Annotated in this window: 13 protein-coding genes; 7 read left to right on the forward strand and 6 right to left on the reverse strand. The window is 66.0% G+C overall.

What is annotated here, in order from left to right:
* Window positions 1-257 precede the first annotated feature (257 nt).
* From ACFVHY_RS01505 to ACFVHY_RS01520, 4 genes are all read left to right on the forward strand, one after another.
* Entirely contained in the window at window positions 258-1,718 is a 1,461-nt protein-coding gene (locus ACFVHY_RS01505) for an MFS transporter (RefSeq protein ID WP_390267443.1), read from the forward strand.
* Window positions 1,719-1,798: 80 nt separating this feature from the next.
* Window positions 1,799-2,326, forward strand: coding sequence for a nuclear transport factor 2 family protein (locus ACFVHY_RS01510; RefSeq protein ID WP_390267446.1), 528 nt, complete (start codon window positions 1,799-1,801; stop codon window positions 2,324-2,326).
* Window positions 2,327-2,328: 2 nt separating this feature from the next.
* Window positions 2,329-3,465 carry a 12-oxophytodienoate reductase gene (locus tag ACFVHY_RS01515; RefSeq protein WP_390267449.1) on the forward strand — a complete coding sequence of 379 codons (1,137 nt, stop codon included), beginning with the start codon at window positions 2,329-2,331 and terminating at the stop codon, window positions 3,463-3,465.
* A 226-nt stretch (window positions 3,466-3,691) separates the two neighbouring features.
* Entirely contained in the window at window positions 3,692-5,137 is a 1,446-nt protein-coding gene (locus tag ACFVHY_RS01520; protein WP_390267452.1) for an aldehyde dehydrogenase, read from the forward strand.
* A 116-nt stretch (window positions 5,138-5,253) separates the two neighbouring features.
* On the opposite strand, the gene ACFVHY_RS01525 is transcribed toward ACFVHY_RS01520, so the two are convergent.
* Together ACFVHY_RS01525 and ACFVHY_RS01530 are read right to left on the reverse strand one after the other, a co-directional pair.
* Window positions 5,254-6,204, reverse strand: coding sequence for an NADP-dependent oxidoreductase (locus ACFVHY_RS01525; protein ID WP_390267455.1), 951 nt, complete (start codon window positions 6,202-6,204; stop codon window positions 5,254-5,256).
* 35 nt (window positions 6,205-6,239) lie between these two features.
* Window positions 6,240-7,193: an aldo/keto reductase gene (locus ACFVHY_RS01530; RefSeq protein ID WP_390267458.1), complete on the reverse strand. Its 954-nt coding sequence runs from the start codon at window positions 7,191-7,193 to the stop codon at window positions 6,240-6,242.
* 136 nt (window positions 7,194-7,329) lie between these two features.
* Here ACFVHY_RS01530 and ACFVHY_RS01535 point away from each other — a divergent pair, with 136 nt between their 5' ends.
* Window positions 7,330-8,211 (forward strand): helix-turn-helix transcriptional regulator, encoded by an 882-nt coding sequence (locus ACFVHY_RS01535; protein WP_390267461.1) that lies wholly within the window; start codon window positions 7,330-7,332, stop codon window positions 8,209-8,211.
* Between the two features lie 213 nt (window positions 8,212-8,424).
* On the opposite strand, the gene ACFVHY_RS01540 is transcribed toward ACFVHY_RS01535, so the two are convergent.
* Together ACFVHY_RS01540 and ACFVHY_RS01545 are read right to left on the reverse strand one after the other, a co-directional pair.
* Entirely contained in the window at window positions 8,425-9,123 is a 699-nt protein-coding gene (locus ACFVHY_RS01540; RefSeq protein WP_390267464.1) for an FAD-dependent oxidoreductase, read from the reverse strand.
* A 66-nt stretch (window positions 9,124-9,189) separates the two neighbouring features.
* Entirely contained in the window at window positions 9,190-10,482 is a 1,293-nt protein-coding gene (locus ACFVHY_RS01545) for an NADH:flavin oxidoreductase (RefSeq protein ID WP_390267467.1), read from the reverse strand.
* A 333-nt stretch (window positions 10,483-10,815) separates the two neighbouring features.
* Here ACFVHY_RS01545 and ACFVHY_RS01550 point away from each other — a divergent pair, with 333 nt between their 5' ends.
* Window positions 10,816-12,531: a 3-ketosteroid-delta-1-dehydrogenase gene (locus ACFVHY_RS01550; protein ID WP_390267470.1), complete on the forward strand. Its 1,716-nt coding sequence runs from the start codon at window positions 10,816-10,818 to the stop codon at window positions 12,529-12,531.
* 24 nt (window positions 12,532-12,555) lie between these two features.
* On the opposite strand, the gene ACFVHY_RS01555 is transcribed toward ACFVHY_RS01550, so the two are convergent.
* Window positions 12,556-13,473 carry a LysR family transcriptional regulator gene (locus ACFVHY_RS01555; RefSeq protein WP_390267473.1) on the reverse strand — a complete coding sequence of 306 codons (918 nt, stop codon included), beginning with the start codon at window positions 13,471-13,473 and terminating at the stop codon, window positions 12,556-12,558.
* A gap of 102 nt (window positions 13,474-13,575) precedes the next feature.
* Here ACFVHY_RS01555 and ACFVHY_RS01560 point away from each other — a divergent pair, with 102 nt between their 5' ends.
* On the forward strand, window positions 13,576-14,730 hold the full coding sequence (locus ACFVHY_RS01560) for a TDT family transporter (RefSeq protein ID WP_390267476.1): 1,155 nt from the start codon (window positions 13,576-13,578) through the stop codon (window positions 14,728-14,730).
* Window positions 14,731-14,920: 190 nt separating this feature from the next.
* Here the strand turns inward: ACFVHY_RS01560 and ACFVHY_RS01565 are convergent, their stop codons facing one another.
* Window positions 14,921-15,715, reverse strand: a complete 795-nt coding sequence (locus tag ACFVHY_RS01565; protein ID WP_390267479.1) for a VOC family protein — start codon at window positions 15,713-15,715, stop codon at window positions 14,921-14,923.
* Window positions 15,716-15,839: the final 124 nt, after the last annotated feature.

Below are 15,839 nucleotides of genomic sequence, written 5' to 3' on the forward strand. Positions count from 1 at the left end.
CGTCCGCCGGCCGGCGGCGACGAGGCTGCGACACGCAGGTTTCCGCTCAGCGGGAGGCCGCAAGTGAGCTGCGCCACTGTATCTCACAATGGTGATCTCCACCTCGCCTGAACTTTCTCTCCCAATGTCTGTTCCGGGGGCCGTCATGTATGGAGACAGGGCAGCCGAGTGCTCACTCCGAGCGCTGTTGGGCATCACACCAGCGGGTGGAATCTGATCGATTCCGGGAACCGGAATCGCCTCGAATTGGAGAAGGAATGCCAAACCAATCCGTGCAGTCACCCGGGCAGAGTGACACGACGACGCCGAACGGTGGATGGACGAACGCCATAGTCATCTCGTTCATCGCGATGATCCTCGTGCAAGAGTTCATCGCGCTCAGCTACACCACGGTCGCGATCGCAACGCCCGAGATCACCGTCCATTTCGCAACGACACAAGCCGGGTGGCTACTCACCGGATTCCTCTTGGTCAGCGCGGTGGTCTCGCCCCTGTTCGGCAAGCTGGCGGATCTGCACGGCAAGCGGCGAATGCTGTTGATTGCCATGAGTATCGCGCTGGTCGGCGCTGTTGTGTCGGTGACCGCGCAGAACATGGCGATGCTGATCATCGGTCGGTGCCTCGAGGGTGCGGTCGGCGTCGGCCTCTTCCTCACGTACTCGCTGATGCGTGACGTCTATCCGCCGAAGGTGTTGCCTCTTGCCGCGAGCATGTCCCTGACCGGCTCCGGTATCTTCGGCGCCTTCGTTCCGTTGATGGCCGGCTCATTGCTCGACGCGTACGGGTTCCGCGGATTGTTCGCCCTCGACGTCGTCATCCTCGCCGTTCTCCTGGTGTTGGTGCGCCTGTCGACGGCGGAGTCCGATGTCCGCAAACCCGCGACCCTCGACATCGTCGGAAGTCTGATGATCGGTGCCGGGCTCGCGATGATCCTCGTCGCGATCAGCAAGGGCGCCGACTGGGGTTGGGCGTCCGGTCGCGTGATCGGTCTGTTCGTCTTCGGTGCGGTGCTGGCCATCGGCTTCGTTCTCCGGTCCAGGCGAGTCACCGAGCCGCTGATCGACCTGAGGTTGTTCTCGCGCCGCCCGATCCTGATGGCCGCGATCGCAGGTGCTCTCGCATATGCCGGCTTCACGATCACCTCGTCGATATTCCCGATGATCGGGCAGACTCCTGCCGGCCTCGGGGGTGACTACGGGCTGGGGATGACTGCAACCAAGTACGCGGCGCTCGCCACGCCGTACGCGCTCTCGATCGTCGCCGGCGGAATCATCGTCGGGAAACTGGTTGTACACGTGGGTGGCCGCACCCTCATGGTCGTCGGCTGTCTGCTGGTGACACTGGGTGGTCTGTCGGTCTCGCTCTTCATGGTCAGTTACTGGCAGCTCGCGGTCGGCGCCGTGATCACCGGTTTGGGTGCGGGATTGGTGATGGGCGCCGTCCCCAACATCGTGATCGCACACACTCCGGCGGAGGACCAGGGCTCCATCTCGTCGGGTGTCACGACGGTTACGAGCATGATGACCGCCACCGCGCCGATCGTCATGTTCGCGATTCTCAATGCCAACGCGACCGAGATCCCGGGCGTATACCTCAAAGCAGGCTACTCGCATGCCGCTCTCTTGGTGGCAGCCCTGGGCGGAGCCGCGTTCGTGCTCCTCCTCACGGTCTTCGCCAAGAGGCGGATGACGGCACCCCTTGCTCCGACGGATTCTTGACCGATACAACCGGATCGCGTCCGCATCGGCACTACACCTCTCCGGTGTGGCGCCGATGCGGCGCGACAGAGGAGAAACCTGTGGCACCCGCAGATCACCCTGCAACCCCGCAGTCAGACTGCGTCGAGTGTTGCGCAATCCACGAGATACAGCGGCTCTTCGCCCAGCGTCTTCAGGTCATGGACATGAGGCAGTGGGACCGCTACGGTTCCCTGCACACCGAAGACGTCGTCAGTGAGTCCTGGGGTGAACTCCCGGACGACAAGCAGCCGACGACCGGTGGTACCGCGGGACGAGTCGTGGGACGAGAGGCCCTCGCCGCGACCATCCGGAAGACGCTCGACGGGCCGGTGCGGATCACAACAGTGCATCACGGACACACGCCGCAGATCGAACTGACGTCGACAACGACCGCTACGGGGTTGTGGGCGATGGAGGACCATCTCTGGTGGACCGACGGAGACGAGGAGCATCATCTCCATGGTTATGGCCACTATCACGAGGAGTATCGGAGAGTCGACGGTGAATGGCTGTTCAGTTACCGCAGACTCAGTCGGCTCCGTGTCGATCAGTCCCCGGGGTTCTTCCGGTTCATGACCGGGGGGTGATCATGCGGTCGTCGATTCTGTTCGAGCCGTTGACGATTGGCTCGATGACGGTTCGCAATCGGATAGTGATGTCCCCGATGACCCGCGCGTATTCACCGGCAGGGGTCCCCGGCGCCGATGTCGCGGCGTACTACCGGCGCCGGGCACGCGGTGGCACCGGGTTGATCATCACCGAAGGTACGGCGATCGAGCACCCAGCTGCGGTCGACAGCGATGCCGTACCCCACATGTACGGCGCCCAGGCGCTGGCGGGTTGGCGTCATGTCGTCGACGAGGTGCACGCCGAGGGTGCCAAGATCGTGCCTCAACTCTGGCATGTCGGGCCGCTGTGGGGGGCCATGAACGCCGTGGCCGACGACGTCGCACCCATGCGGCCGTCAGGTCTGTGGGGCGATGTCGGTCCGACCCTCTACCGAGACGACTACGTGGACCGGATGCGGCGGCCCATCGCGGCGATGACCGACGAAGACATCGTCGCAATCATCGACGCCTATGTCGGTGCGTCGGTCAGTGCCCTCGAAGTGGGCTTCGACGGCATCGCGATCCACGGCGGGCATGGTTATCTGATCGACTCATTTCTCTGGGCGGCTACCAATAGACGCGACGACGCCTGGGGCGGGGACCTCCGGCGTCGCACCGCGTTCCCCGCCGCTGTCGTGTCCGCGATCAAAGCCGCCGTCGGGCGCAACGTCCCCGTCTTCTTCCGGTTCTCGCAGCACAAGCAGCAGAATTACGCAGCGCGCATCGCGGATGATCCCAGGGAGCTGAGCGTGATCCTGAATGCGTTGACCGAGGCCGGCGTCGACGTCCTCGACGCAAGCATCCGGCGGTTCGATGCCCCTGTTTTCGACGGGAGTGACCTGTCTCTGGCCGGGTGGGCGAAGCGACTGACCGGCGCTGTGACGATGGCGGTCGGCAGCATAGGCATAGGGCGGTCGCTGAGCGACACCCGTTCTGGTGAGTCGGCTCCCATCGTCGACAACATCCCCGAACTGGAGCGCCGGATCACCTCGGGCGAGTTCGATCTCGCCGCGATCGGGCGGCTTCATCTCGCCGATCCGGCGCTCGCGACGACCCTCCGAGACGGATGCCCGTTGCCCGCCTTCGATCGTGCGGTCCACGAAGCAGGACTCGTGTGACCGGGTGCGGACTCGACGCGGTTCCGTAGGGGCGCCGTGTCGAGGATCCGCAGCAGCACGGACGGCGGGCGGTGCGCGTCGGAACTACTAGTCTATGGACTAAGGTTCTGGTGTATCGATCCCGGGAGCTCCTATCGGCGATGGTGGTCATGCGGTGACCGCAGCGGTGGAGTCGTCCGCTCCGTAAACCGACGCCGGCGCCACGGCCAATGCAGGAAGTTGAGTCATGAAGAAACGCGTTCAGAATTTCATCGATGGAGAGTGGCGCGCCTCGTCCGGAACCGAGACGATCACCATCGTCAACCCGACGACCGAGGAACCCTACGGAGTCGTGGGTGTCGCGACGCCCGAAGACGTCGATGCGGCGGTGACCTCCGCGCATCGAGCTTTGAACTCAGACCCGTGGCGCGGCCTCTCGCTGACTGATCGGCGCCGGATAGTCGCGCGAGTCGGGGATCTTCTCGCTGTGCGTTCGCCGGAGCTGGCACGCATCGCATCCGAGACGACGGGTGCGGTGTACCGCAACTGGCTCAGCCTCGGGGACTCGGTGAACTTGATCCGTATGTACCTCGAGGCGGTCGAGAAGATCCAGTTCGAGTATGTGCGTCGGGACGCGCACGGCGACTCGTTGATAACGCGTCGCCCGGTCGGCGTGGTGGCCGGAATCGTGCCATGGAACGCGCCGATCCGCAGCGAGGTCAAGAAGGTCATACCCGCGCTGCTCGCGGGCTGCACGATCGTGGTCAAACCGTCGCCCGAGGTCACCTTCGGTGCGGCCGTGTTCGCCGAGATCTGCAGCGAGGCAGGGGTTCCTCCCGGGGTGGTCAACATGGTGCCGGGCGGGCCGTCCACAGGCGACGCCCTCGTGCGTCACCCATTGGTCCGCAAGGTCGCCTTCACCGGGAGTACTGCCACGGGAGCGCGAATCGCGGAGGCGTCGAGTGACACCTTCAAGCGGTTGCAGCTCGAGCTCGGTGGGAAGTCGGCCGCGGTGTTGCTGGACGATTTCGAACTCGAGGCCACGATGCCCTGGATGGTCAGGGGCAATTGGTCGAACAGCGGGCAGATCTGCGTCGGTCTCACGCGGGTGCTGGTTCCGAGATCACGCCACGATGAGCTCGTGGGCGCCTTCGTGCAGGCAGCCGCCGAGCAGGTCGTCGGCGATCCGCTCGATGAGGCAACGACGATGGGTCCCCTCGTCACCCAGACTCATCGTCGTAAAGTGCTGAATCTGATCGCCGCAGGCGTCGCCGAGGGGGCCGATCTCGTTGCCGGCGGTGGCGTGGCCGACCGCCGAGGGTGGTTCGTCGAGCCCACCGTCTTCGCGGGCGTGTCCAACGACATGCGAATCGCCCGCGAGGAGTTCTTCGGTCCCGTCGCCACGATCATCCCGTATGACACCGTCGACCAGGCTGTCGCGATCGCCAATGACTCCGACTACGGGCTTCATGGCGCGGTGTTCGGTGCGGACGAGTTGCGGGCGCTCGACGTGGCCCGCCGCATCGACACCGGGTCAATGGGGATCAACCGCGCATTCATGCCCCACTCGGCGCCGTTCGGCGGGGTCAAACAGTCGGGCATCGGTCGTGAGCACGGGGTCGAAGGGTTCGACTCGTTTCTCGAATACGTGTCCTACAACCTGCCGCCGACGCTCGCCGACCGTCTGACCTGATGCACGGGGACGCGCGCCCCTACGAGTTCATTGCATTTCGGCCCGGCGGCGTTCCGACGTCTCGCCGGCGGGCAAGCGAGACGGGTTCGGTCGTGGGCCATCGGACGAGTGAACCTCTAGGGACGTAGAACGATCTTGCCGGTACTGTGGCCTGCTTCGACAGCTCGGTGCGCATCGGCGACATCGGCGAGGTCGAAGGACTCGGAGACAGTCGGGGACAGCTGACCCGCGGCGGCGAGACCGACGACCCGCTCGAGCCACTCTGGTTGCGTGTGGACGTGAGTGGCAACGGCCCGAACACCGGCGGCGTCGGCAACGGCTCCGAAATCGCCTGCACCGGCGCCGAGGCCGATGAGCGTACCGCCCGAGCGCACCGCTGCCAGCGCAGCGTCACGAGAACCTGCGGCCAGACTGAGGGCGACGTCGATGGTGCCCGCCAACGCTGCGACGGCCTCGGTCTCGCGGTAGTCGACCGTCTCGTCGGCACCGAGATCTGTCAGCCAGTCATGCTTGCCCTTGCTGGCAACCGCGACGACGTGCGCTCCGAGATGGTGCGCGATCTGGACGGCCAGGTGGCCGACACCGCCGCCGGCGCCGGTGACCAGGACCCGATGCCCGGGACCAACCGTCGTGGTGTCGGCGAAGGCTTGCCACGCGGTCATGGCCGCCATCGGCAGCGCACCAGCCTGCTCGTCGGTCAGGTTCTCGGGTGTCGGGACGAGGTCCGCGGCTGGGACCACGGCGTGCTGGGCGTACGCGCCACCTTCGTGCGGGAACCGCGCCAGGCCGAGTACTCGTTGGCCGGGGCTGAGGCCAGTGACCGCTGAGCCGACGGCCTCGACAGTGCCCGCCACGTCCCAACCGGGCGTGAACGGCAATGTGATGACCCCGGCCGCGGCCATTCCGCCGCCTTCCCGGGTCATGATGTCGATCGGGTTGACCCCGGCCGCGGTGACCGCGACGAGGACCTCCGCGGGCCCGACGCCGGCGGCGGCCGGCACCTCTCCCTCGACCAGTTCGAGGACTTCCGGGCCTCCGAACGCGCGCTGGATGATCTTTCTGCTCATAACTGCTGTCCCTCCGTTGCCGTTCGATTGCGGTGTCACATCTCGTGTTCCCAGGCGCCCCGAGTGTCGACCTTCGCCTCGGCTGCCAGCGACTCGATCTCAACGATCTCATCGCCGGTGAGGTCGACGTGCGCGGCTCGCACGAGCCCGTCGACGTAGTGGGGTTTGGTGACGCCGATGATCGGCGTGGTTCCCTTGGCGATCGCCCACGCGGTGGCGACGTCGGCGGCCGACGCATCGTGGCCGCGCCCGATCTCGGCGAGCCGGTCTGTGAGGTCCGTGAGATGCGGCAACAAGGCGTTGTAGGTCGCACCGCGGTTGGTGCCCGCGGGCATCGGGTTCGCCGGGGAGTAGCGGCCGGTCAGCGCGCCCTGTTCCAAGACCATGTAGGAAAAGAATCGGATGCCGTTCTCACGGCAGTGTTCGAGGACCCCGGCGCGCTCCGAGCTGCGGTACAGCAGGCTGTAGTGGTTCTGCACGGCCTCGACCCGGTACCCGGCCTCGCCGAGGATACGGTCGGCCGACCTGATCTGTTGCAGGTCGTGATTGGAGACACCGACATGCCTGACCTTTCCGCTCTCCAGCAGCGGGATCAACTGTGGAGTCCACTTCTCGACGTCGGCGGGATTGTGAATCCAGTAGAGGTCGATGTAGTCGGTGTCGAGGTTCGCCAGGCTCTTCGCCAGCATGTGGGCGACCGGATCGTGGCCATCACCGGCGATCTGCGGGGTGAACTTCGTGGACAGCTGGTATTCGCTCCGATCGAACCGGCGGAGTACCTGCCCGAGGACCTTCTCGGAACGGCCCATGCCGTAGACGAGTGCGGTGTCCCACAGCGTGAGTCCGGCGGCCTGCGCCGCGTCGGCGGCCTCGGCCAGGGACGTATCGGTCAGCGTGCTACCGAAGTACCCGTCTCCGGCATCCCCGCTGTCACCCCAGGCCCACGTGCCCAGGGCGACCGCCGGTGCGTTCAGTTCACTGTTCGGCACTATCGTGTCCTTCCGGTCTGTGCCGGGCCCTCCGCGGCTCCGGGTCTCCACCACACATGGTCCGGTGGAGTCGCGTGGCGTGCCAGGCACGGTCAGGGATCCCCACATCGACGGCGTGCCGCATACCATCGCTCGCATGGACATCGACCGGGAGATCAGGGAATTCCTGATGAGCAGAAGGGCACGGATCACTCCTGAGCAGGCCGGGCTGCCTTTCGTCGGCGGCAGGCGTCGCGTTCCCGGGCTGCGGCGCGAGGAAGTCGCGATGCTCGCGGGCGTCAGCGTCGAGTACTACACCCGGCTAGAACGCGGCCGGCTCGGTGGCGCGTCCGAGAGTGTGCTCGATTCCGTGGCGCAGGTACTTGAACTCGACGACGACGAGCGCTCCCACCTGTACGCCCTTGCCCGCAACGCCGTCGCCTCGAAACGGCGCAGCGGGCACCGGACGCGGACGACGGCCATCGACCCGACCGTCCAGCACATTCTCGACTCGATGAGTGTGCCGGCCTTTGTGCAGAACGCGACGCTCGACGTTCTTGCCGCCAACGAACTCGGTCGTGCCCTCTATCCCGGCCTGTTCGCGATGGCCGGGTCTCCCCCGAACCTCGCCCGCTTCGCGTTCCTGGACTCGGGAGCCAAGTCCTTTTACGCCGACATCGACTCCGCCAGGGACCTGACCGTCGCGATCCTCCATGCCACAGCGGGCCGTGATCCGCTGGACCACGCGGTGACAGACCTGATCGGCGAACTCGCTGCCCGCAGTCCCGACTTCGGCGTTCACTGGGCCAAGCACAACGTGCGCCGCCACATGCGCGGCCGTAAGGTGCTCAATCATCCCGTCGTCGGTTTCCTCGAACTCGAGTACAACGATCTCGCGTTACCCGGAGATCCCTCGACAGTGATCACGACCTACACCGCGACCCCAGGCAGCAGCACTGCCGACGGGCTCGCCGTGTTGGGCACGTGGGCACAGACCGAGAAGACAATTGCGGCCGCGAGGCGTATGTCGAGCTCGTGAGCTGAGGCACCGGGTCGAAGCACGGCTCGCGCTCACACCTCGGTGGCTTCGCGTCCGGCGCGGATGCAGTTCGCATGTTCGTGTCACCCGTCGGCTTGCTTGCGGTTCGTACAATCGTGGAACCCCATCCGGACACCGGGCCGTCCGTTCAGGACATCGGCGGACCCGCCGCCATCCGCCGACCGTGTGCGAGGTCCGGACTGAGATGTCCCGTCAACCAGGCGGTGTCCACATACCGTGACCGTCGCCGGTCGCGGCCGTGCTGCCCCAGACCGGGACATCACGGAGACCCAGATATTCGCGCACCATCTCGGCGTCGCCCTCGAATCCACCGGTGGTGAGGACGACCCCGCCCCGCACGCCGATCGTGTCGCCCGCCGAGGTGGTCACACCGACGACTTCGCCGTCAGCGCTGGTCAATTCGACAGCCGCGGTCTCGTAACGCACCGGGATGCCGCGTGTGGACAGGGCGTCGGCGAGTGCTGCGTGCAGTCGGCCACCGCCCATCACGCCGTCGACGACGTGCACACCCAGGTAGCAGTCACTACCTTCCAGCTCGGGGAATTCCGGAACCTGATGAAACTGGGTGTGGCGGGACGTCGAGATCCCCAGCGTGCGGAACCACGCGGTCACCTGAGATGTCCCGTCAGCCCAGGCAGTGACGACGGGCTCGGGTAGCGTGCGGTCCCCGCAGAGCGAACGAAGGTACACCGCAGCACGTTCCGGATTCTCATGATGGAACCACGCGCCGCCGGAGACCCGGGTGTTCCCGCCCGCAGACTCGGCCGTCGTCTTTTCCAGCACCATCACCGATGCGCCGGAGTCGTGGGCTTCGATGGCTGCGGCACAACCCGCAGCACCCGTCCCCGCCACCACGACATCGGCGGTGTCGTCAGTGTGGGTGAGCGACATGGACGGAGACCTTCCGGTTGTGGAGCCCGCCGGTCGCAGGCGGAGGTCATGCGACCGGCGGGCGGATCAGCGGATCGCCAACGTCGGGTCCGGCGAGGCCGTCGCCTCGGTGGGAGATGACTTCGTCCGTGCGGTGGGCAGGTCCAGCGGGTACGCATCGTGCTCGCCGGTGGGCACCAGCACGCATCGGCTTCCGGTGAAGGTCGTGACCATGCACTTGTTGTTGTGGTTGCACAGCGAACGCGTCGTGCGGTCTGCGGCGATCCTGTTGATCAGGTCGGGCTCGCGCAGCAGTGCGCGGCCCATCGCCACGAATTGGAATCCCTCGGCCATTGCCGTGTCCATGATCTGACGATCGGTGATGCCACCGAGCAAGATCAGCGGAAGGTCGACTGCGGCCTGGATCTGCTTGGCGTCGTCGAGCATGTATCCGTCCTTGTACGGGTACGACTTGACGACGTGGCTGCCGAACAGCTTGATGGCGGTCTGCATCGGCTGCGGCATCACCATTGCGAAGTCGTGAATCGGCGCTTCACCCTTGAACAGGTACATCATGTTCTCGAGGGAACTGCCGACCGTCATCTCCAGGGCGTCGACCGTGCCTGCTTCGTCCAGCCACTTGGCAACGACGATGGCTTCGTCCAGCCAGAAGCCTCCGGGCACGCCGTCGTCCATGTTCAGCTTCGCGACGATGGCGATCTCGTTCCCCACGGCCTCGCGCACCGCGCTCACGATCCGGAGGGCGAGTCGTGCTCTGTTCTCCAGGGATCCGCCATATTGGTCTTTGCGCTTGTTCAGCTTCGGGCTCAGGAATGAGCTGGCCAGATAATTGTGGCCGAGATGAATCTCGACTGCGTCGAACCCCGCTTCGACGGCCATCCGTGCAGCATCTCCGTGCGCACGGACGACGCGGTCGATGTCAGTAAGCGTCGCCGGTTTGACCATCGTGCGGGACATCGGATTGAACATCTTTGATGGCCCGAGGGCGGGGTACCCCGTCAGCTTCGGAGCATTGCACGGGCCCGAGTGTCCGATCTGTGCCGAGATGGCCGCACCCTCGGCGTGCACTGCGGCGGTCAGCTCCTGCAAGCCCGGGAGGGCCTCCTTGCGCCACACGATCTGTTCGCCATCGGTCCGTCCGTCGGGCGTCACGGCACAGTAGGCGACAGTCGTCATCGCGACGCCTCCCTTGGCGTGGCGGACGTGGAAATCGATGAGTGCTGGGGTCACCAGTCCATCGCGGGCCATGTTCTCGTACGTCGCGGCCTTGATGGTGCGATTGCGTAGGGTCAAAGGGCCGAGCTTGGCTGGTGCCAGGACGTCCGGGATCGCTTTGACACGGGGAAATTCGGTGGACACTGGATGGTCTCCTCACAGGTGCAATACAGGCTGTTGCACCGACGGGCTTCGTACTCTTGTGCATTAGATCACTCTGGATCCAACAACGTTCGCACGTCGCTCACTCAGTGGAAATCCGCAGCTGGAGTGATGTTTTGACGCGGAACAAGCGCTGGTCTCCCGATCAGTGGAAGATCCTCGGCACGAGTGTGATCCGTCGTATTACGTAGGGAATGTCCCGATGCCGTCGCTGGTCGGATCGGCCGCCGCCGATTGCTCGCAGCGGCTTCGTCCCAGGATCGACGGGGTGCTTTCGGGAGGGGATTTTTTCATCAAATCGGAGGACTCACGCCCGTGGAAACCCAGTTGCCGGTCACGCCGGCTCGCGATATGACCGTCGACCTCGTTGTGATCGGATCGGGCACTGGTATGGCCGCCGCGCTCGCTGCCCATGAACGCGGCCTGTCCACGCTCATCGTCGAGAAGACGGAGTTCGTCGGCGGGTCCACAGCTCGTTCCGGTGGCGCGTTCTGGATTCCCGGAAATCGGATCATGCGCGACAGCGGCTCACACGACACGACCGACCGAGCGGCGGAGTATCTGAAGTCGCTCATCGGCGACCCGGCTCTGGAGGAGCGTTGGACGACGTACCTCGCGAACGGTTCGGCGACGGTCGACATGCTACTCAGGACAACCCCTCTGGAGTTCTTCTGGACGAAGGGTTACTCGGACTATCATCCGGAACTTCCGGGCGGGTCGGCCGTCGGCCGTACCTGTGAGAGCAAGCCGTTCAATGCCTCGATCCTCGGCGCGGAGCGCGCCCGGGTGCGCCCGTCGTCGATCGAGGGGCCGGTGCCGCTACCCATCGCGGGCGCCGATTTCAAATGGTTGAACATGATGGCTCGCGTCCCGTGGCGTGGCATTCCCGCGCTCATCAAGGTGCTGGCAAAGGGATTCGGCGGCAAGGCCCGTGGGCGTGAATACATCACGGCGGGTCAGGCTCTCGTCGCAGGCATGTATGCAGGAGTCCTCGATGCCGGAATTCCGGTCTGGACACGCACGTCCTTGGACAGAATCCTGACCGAGGACGGCCGGGTTGTCGGAGTGTCCTTGACGCAAGACGGTCGTAGGGTCACGGTGACGGCGAACGAGGGCGTCGTACTGGCTGCCGGAGGGTTCGACCATGATGTGGAGATGAGACGCGAACACCAGCTCGAGTCCTACGAGGCCGGTTGGAGTCTGGGAAACGAGGCGAACACCGGCGAAGGGATCAAGGCGGCCGTGGACGTGGGAGCCGAACTCGGGAGCATGGACCAGGCGTGGTGGTTCCCCGAGGTCGCACCTGTTCCCGGTGGAGATCCGTTGGTCATGTTGGCCGAACGGTCGTTGCCGGGATCGTTCATCGTCGACGGCTCGGGTCGGCGATTCATCAACGAGTCCACTGACTACATGACGTTCGGTCAGGCCGTACAGGCCCGTGAGCGTGCAGGAAATCCCGTCGGCGACATGTGGATTGTTTTCGACAAGCGGTACCGGAACAGCTACATGTTCGCCGGCGCGGTTTTTCCTCGCATGGATCTGCCCGCAGCCTGGTACGAGTCCGGGGTCGCCCACCGCGCATCGACCGTCGAGGAGTTGGCGCGGTCCATCGGCGTCGATCCCGGAACGCTGGCTGCCACATTCCACCGGTTCAACGAACTGGCCGAGACAGGGTCTGACGACGACTTCAACCGTGGTGCAAGCGCATACGATCGATACTACGGCGACCCGACTGTCGTTCCGAACCCGTGTCTACGGCCGTTGGGTGGCGACCTCTATGCAGTCAAGGTCGTTCTCGGTGATCTCGGAACGTGTGGCGGCGTGTGCGTCGATGAGTTCGGGCGTGTGGTGCGGTCCGACGGTGAGGTCATCGAGGGACTCTATGCTTTGGGCAACAATGCCGCGAACGCTTTCGGGAAGTTCTACCCAGGCGCCGGAGCGACCATCGGCCAGGGGCTCGTGTTCGCATATGTCGTCGCTGAGCACGCAGCCCGTCAGAGAGCCGCCCTGCGGATTCCCGCTTCGAACTGAGGTGGACGCCATGTAGGTGTGCACTCAGCTGCGGCTGATGTGCGCGAGGAAGTCGCGCGCGGCGCCGGCGGTCGGTTGCGGGCCCGAGAGCCACACCGCGCGGAGCGGCCGGGCGAGATCGAGGTCGGCGATGGGGATGTGGGTCAGCCGGTGCCCGAGATCATCGGCGACGGAGAGGTTGCTGAGTACTGCCGGCCCGGCCCCCGCGATGACGGCCGCCCGCACCGACGCGGTCGTCGACAGTTCCAGGATCGGGGGAGCGGTCTCGTGTCCTGGTCCGAGAACCCTTGTCAGGGCTCGTTCGAGGAACTCCCTTGTGCCGGAACCCTCCTCGCGCGTCACCAGCGAGGTGTGGGCGAGGTCGGCGGCGGTGACGGGACGCCGCAGCCTCGACCACGGATGGCCCGGCGGCACGACGAGAACCAGTTCGTCACGCGCGACGGTCCGGCTACGCAGACCGGTCGGGACGCGCGAGCCCTCGACGAAACCGAGTTCGACGTCACCGGCACGGACCAGGTCGTACACGTGGTCGGAGTTGCTCGCCGTGAACGAGACCTTGGGTGCCGGTTCGTGGAGGGCGGCGAACGAGACGAGCCAACGGGGCAGGAGATGCTCGGCCACGGTGAGACTGGCGGCCAGTCGCAGCTGATCACGTCGCTCCAGGCGTAGCGCGGCCAGCCCGGCGTCGAACTCGCCGGCCAGGGTCAGCAGCCGATCGGCCCATTCGGCGACGAGTCGTCCGGACTGGGTGGGCACCGAGCCGCGCGGCGTGCGCGTCAGCAGGGCGACGCCGAGCTGGGTCTCCATCGCGCGGATGCGCGCCGACACCGCCTGCTGGGTGATGCCGAGCCGGGCCGCGGCCGCGTTCAGACTGCCCGTCTCGACCACTGCCTGCAGGGTCTCCAGCGACGCGAGGTCGGGCATCCGCGGACTCAGCACCATCGCTCGAGGGTACAAGCACCGGTGGTACCCGGGATACAAACGACGGTTGTACCCTGCCAACGTTTCGGGTCCTACCGGCGTCGTGGGTTTCGCGAGAACGTGATGGACATGACCACGACCACTGCCTCCGCCGGACTCGCAGCACCGGACCTCGGGACCGCAACAGCCCGCGTGGTGGGGCGGCGTCGCGCCTCCTACGTGCCGCCCAACTGGTTCGCCGCGGTGATGGGCACGGGGATCATCGCGATCGCCGCGCACAGCCTGCCCTGGCAGCCCACGGGTATGGCGGAGGTGGCAACCGTCTTCTGGCTGTCGGCCTGCGCGGTGTTCGGCGTCGTGCTGGTCGCCACGGTCCGGCACTGGGTTCGCGACCCGGAGGTCGCCCGCGGTCATCACGCCCACCGCGTGGTCGCCCACTTCTACGGTGCGGTGCCGATGGCGATCATGACGGTCGGGACCAGCACGATGGTCGTCGGAGCGACGGTGATCGGCCGGGATCTGGCGCTGGGGATCGACCTCGTGTGCTGGGTCGTCGGCACGATGGGCGGGGTTGTCACCGCGGTGGTCATCCCGTACCGGCATCTCATCATCGGGCGCCCGTCGGTCGGCGACGCGTTCGGAGGCTGGTTGATGCCGGTCGTCCCCCCGATGGTCTCGGCGTCGGCGGCCGCGGTGCTGACCGCGCAACTGCCCGCGGGTTGGGCATCGCATGTGGTGATGGGGATCGGTTGCGCGATGTTCATGCTGGCCGCACTCGCCTCGCTCCCCATCATGTGGGTGTTGGCGGCGCGACTGCGCACCGGTGACGTCGGTGCCGCGCCCATGATTCCGACCTGGTGGATCGTCCTCGGACCGCTCGGCCAGTCGGTCACCGCCGCGTGCCTGCTCGCGCACGTAGCACCGCAGGTCGTCGCCGCGCCCATGGCTGAGACGTTGCATTCGTTCGCGGTCGGCTATGGCCTCGCCGTCTGGGTGGCGGCCACCCTGTGGATCGGCGTGGCTGCTCGGCTCACCGCGCGGACCCTGAGGTCGGGAATGCCGTTCGCGATGACCTGGTGGGCGTTCACCTTCCCGCTCGGCACCTACGTCACGGGTTCGAGTGCGCTGGCCCTCACCGTCGGCGGCACGGTCTTCGAGGTCGTGGCCGTCGCCGGGTTCGGACTCCTCGTCCTGGCATGGAGCGTCGTGGCGGTCCGCACGGTCCGCGGGGTGGTGTCGGGAGAACTCCGCCGGGTACCGGGAGCGCCGGTGCGGTGAGGACCCCCCGCAAACCCACCCCTTTTCCGTAAACCCATCGCGCTCGGACCGGGTGGGTTTACGGAAAACGGCTGGGTTTGTCGGAAGGGCGGGGCTACGAGATCCCGGCAGTAGCGGGTTGCGGAGTGTGCGCGGGCGGTGACCTGCGCGGTAGGACTCGGCGCGCACCGAGTCCTACCGCGGCCGCACCTCACATGCCGGCGGGCGGATGTCCCAGGCAGATCAGGGCGCCCATCGGATCCTTGATCGCGGCCAGCGTCCCGTACGGGGTGTCCTCGCCGGCCATGAGGATCTCCGCGCCCAACGACTCGGCCTGCTTCACCGTGGCAGCGACATCGTCGACGGTGATGTAGACCTGCCAGAACGACGGCACCCCGGCCGGGAAGAGCTTGACCGAATCCATGATCCCCGCGTACGACGCCTCACCGTAGAAGATCTGGCCGTAGCTGTCGGGCCCGACGGCGTCCGGGCCGCCACCGGTGCCGACCTCCTCGATGCGCGCGCCGAGCACGGTCCGGTAGAACTCGACGGACTTGGCGTAGTCCATGCTCTGACACTCGAACCAGTAGGGCGTGCCGTGCTCGCCGAACTCGGTGTATCCCTGATGATTTTTCGGTTGCCAGAACCCGATCGCCGCCCCCGCGGTGTCGAAGGCCATCAACATCGTGCCCTCCTCGCCGATGGCCATCGGCGGCACCATGATCGAGCCCCCCGCCGACTCGACGGCTTTCACCGTGGCGTCAGCATCCTCGGTGTGGAGGTACACCGTCCAGATGTCGGGCGGCCCGGCCCCTTCCATCACCGGGCTCAGGCCGGCCACCCGCTTACCGTTCTTGTGGAAGTTGCGATAGCCGCCCATCTCCTCGTCGGGGGCCTCGGCCTCCCAGCCGAAGATCGCGCCGTAGAACTCCTCGGCTTTCGCGGTGTCGCTGCTCATCAGGTCGAACCAGATCGGTGCCCCGGAGGGGGCTGCATACTCTGCCATTGCTGGGTCCTCTTTCTTGCTCCGCGTGAACTGGTGGACGACTGCCCGTCGACACTTCTGACTGACAGGGTCGCGCAAACTCATCGGTCGCGGACGGCGTTGCGGAGAGTCGACTCATATCCAC

This window comes from Gordonia sp. NPDC127522 (assembly GCF_042672305.1).
In the GTDB taxonomy this organism is placed as follows: Bacteria; Actinomycetota; Actinomycetes; order Mycobacteriales; family Mycobacteriaceae; genus Gordonia; species Gordonia hongkongensis.

Excerpts from the sequence above, each read along its gene's own strand:
- ACFVHY_RS01505 (WP_390267443.1), top strand. The coding sequence starts at position 258 with ATGCCAAACCAATCCGTGCAGTCACCCGGGCAGAGTGACACGACGACG.
- ACFVHY_RS01540 (WP_390267464.1), bottom strand. The coding sequence starts at position 9,123 with ATGTCGCTCACCCACACTGACGACACCGCCGATGTCGTGGTGGCGGGG.
- ACFVHY_RS01535 (WP_390267461.1), top strand. The coding sequence starts at position 7,330 with ATGGACATCGACCGGGAGATCAGGGAATTCCTGATGAGCAGAAGGGCA.
- ACFVHY_RS01515 (WP_390267449.1), top strand. The coding sequence starts at position 2,329 with ATGCGGTCGTCGATTCTGTTCGAGCCGTTGACGATTGGCTCGATGACG.
- ACFVHY_RS01525 (WP_390267455.1), bottom strand. The coding sequence starts at position 6,204 with ATGAGCAGAAAGATCATCCAGCGCGCGTTCGGAGGCCCGGAAGTCCTC.
- ACFVHY_RS01560 (WP_390267476.1), top strand. The coding sequence starts at position 13,576 with ATGGACATGACCACGACCACTGCCTCCGCCGGACTCGCAGCACCGGAC.
- ACFVHY_RS01565 (WP_390267479.1), bottom strand. The coding sequence starts at position 15,715 with ATGGCAGAGTATGCAGCCCCCTCCGGGGCACCGATCTGGTTCGACCTG.
- ACFVHY_RS01555 (WP_390267473.1), bottom strand. The coding sequence starts at position 13,473 with ATGGTGCTGAGTCCGCGGATGCCCGACCTCGCGTCGCTGGAGACCCTG.
- ACFVHY_RS01520 (WP_390267452.1), top strand. The coding sequence starts at position 3,692 with ATGAAGAAACGCGTTCAGAATTTCATCGATGGAGAGTGGCGCGCCTCG.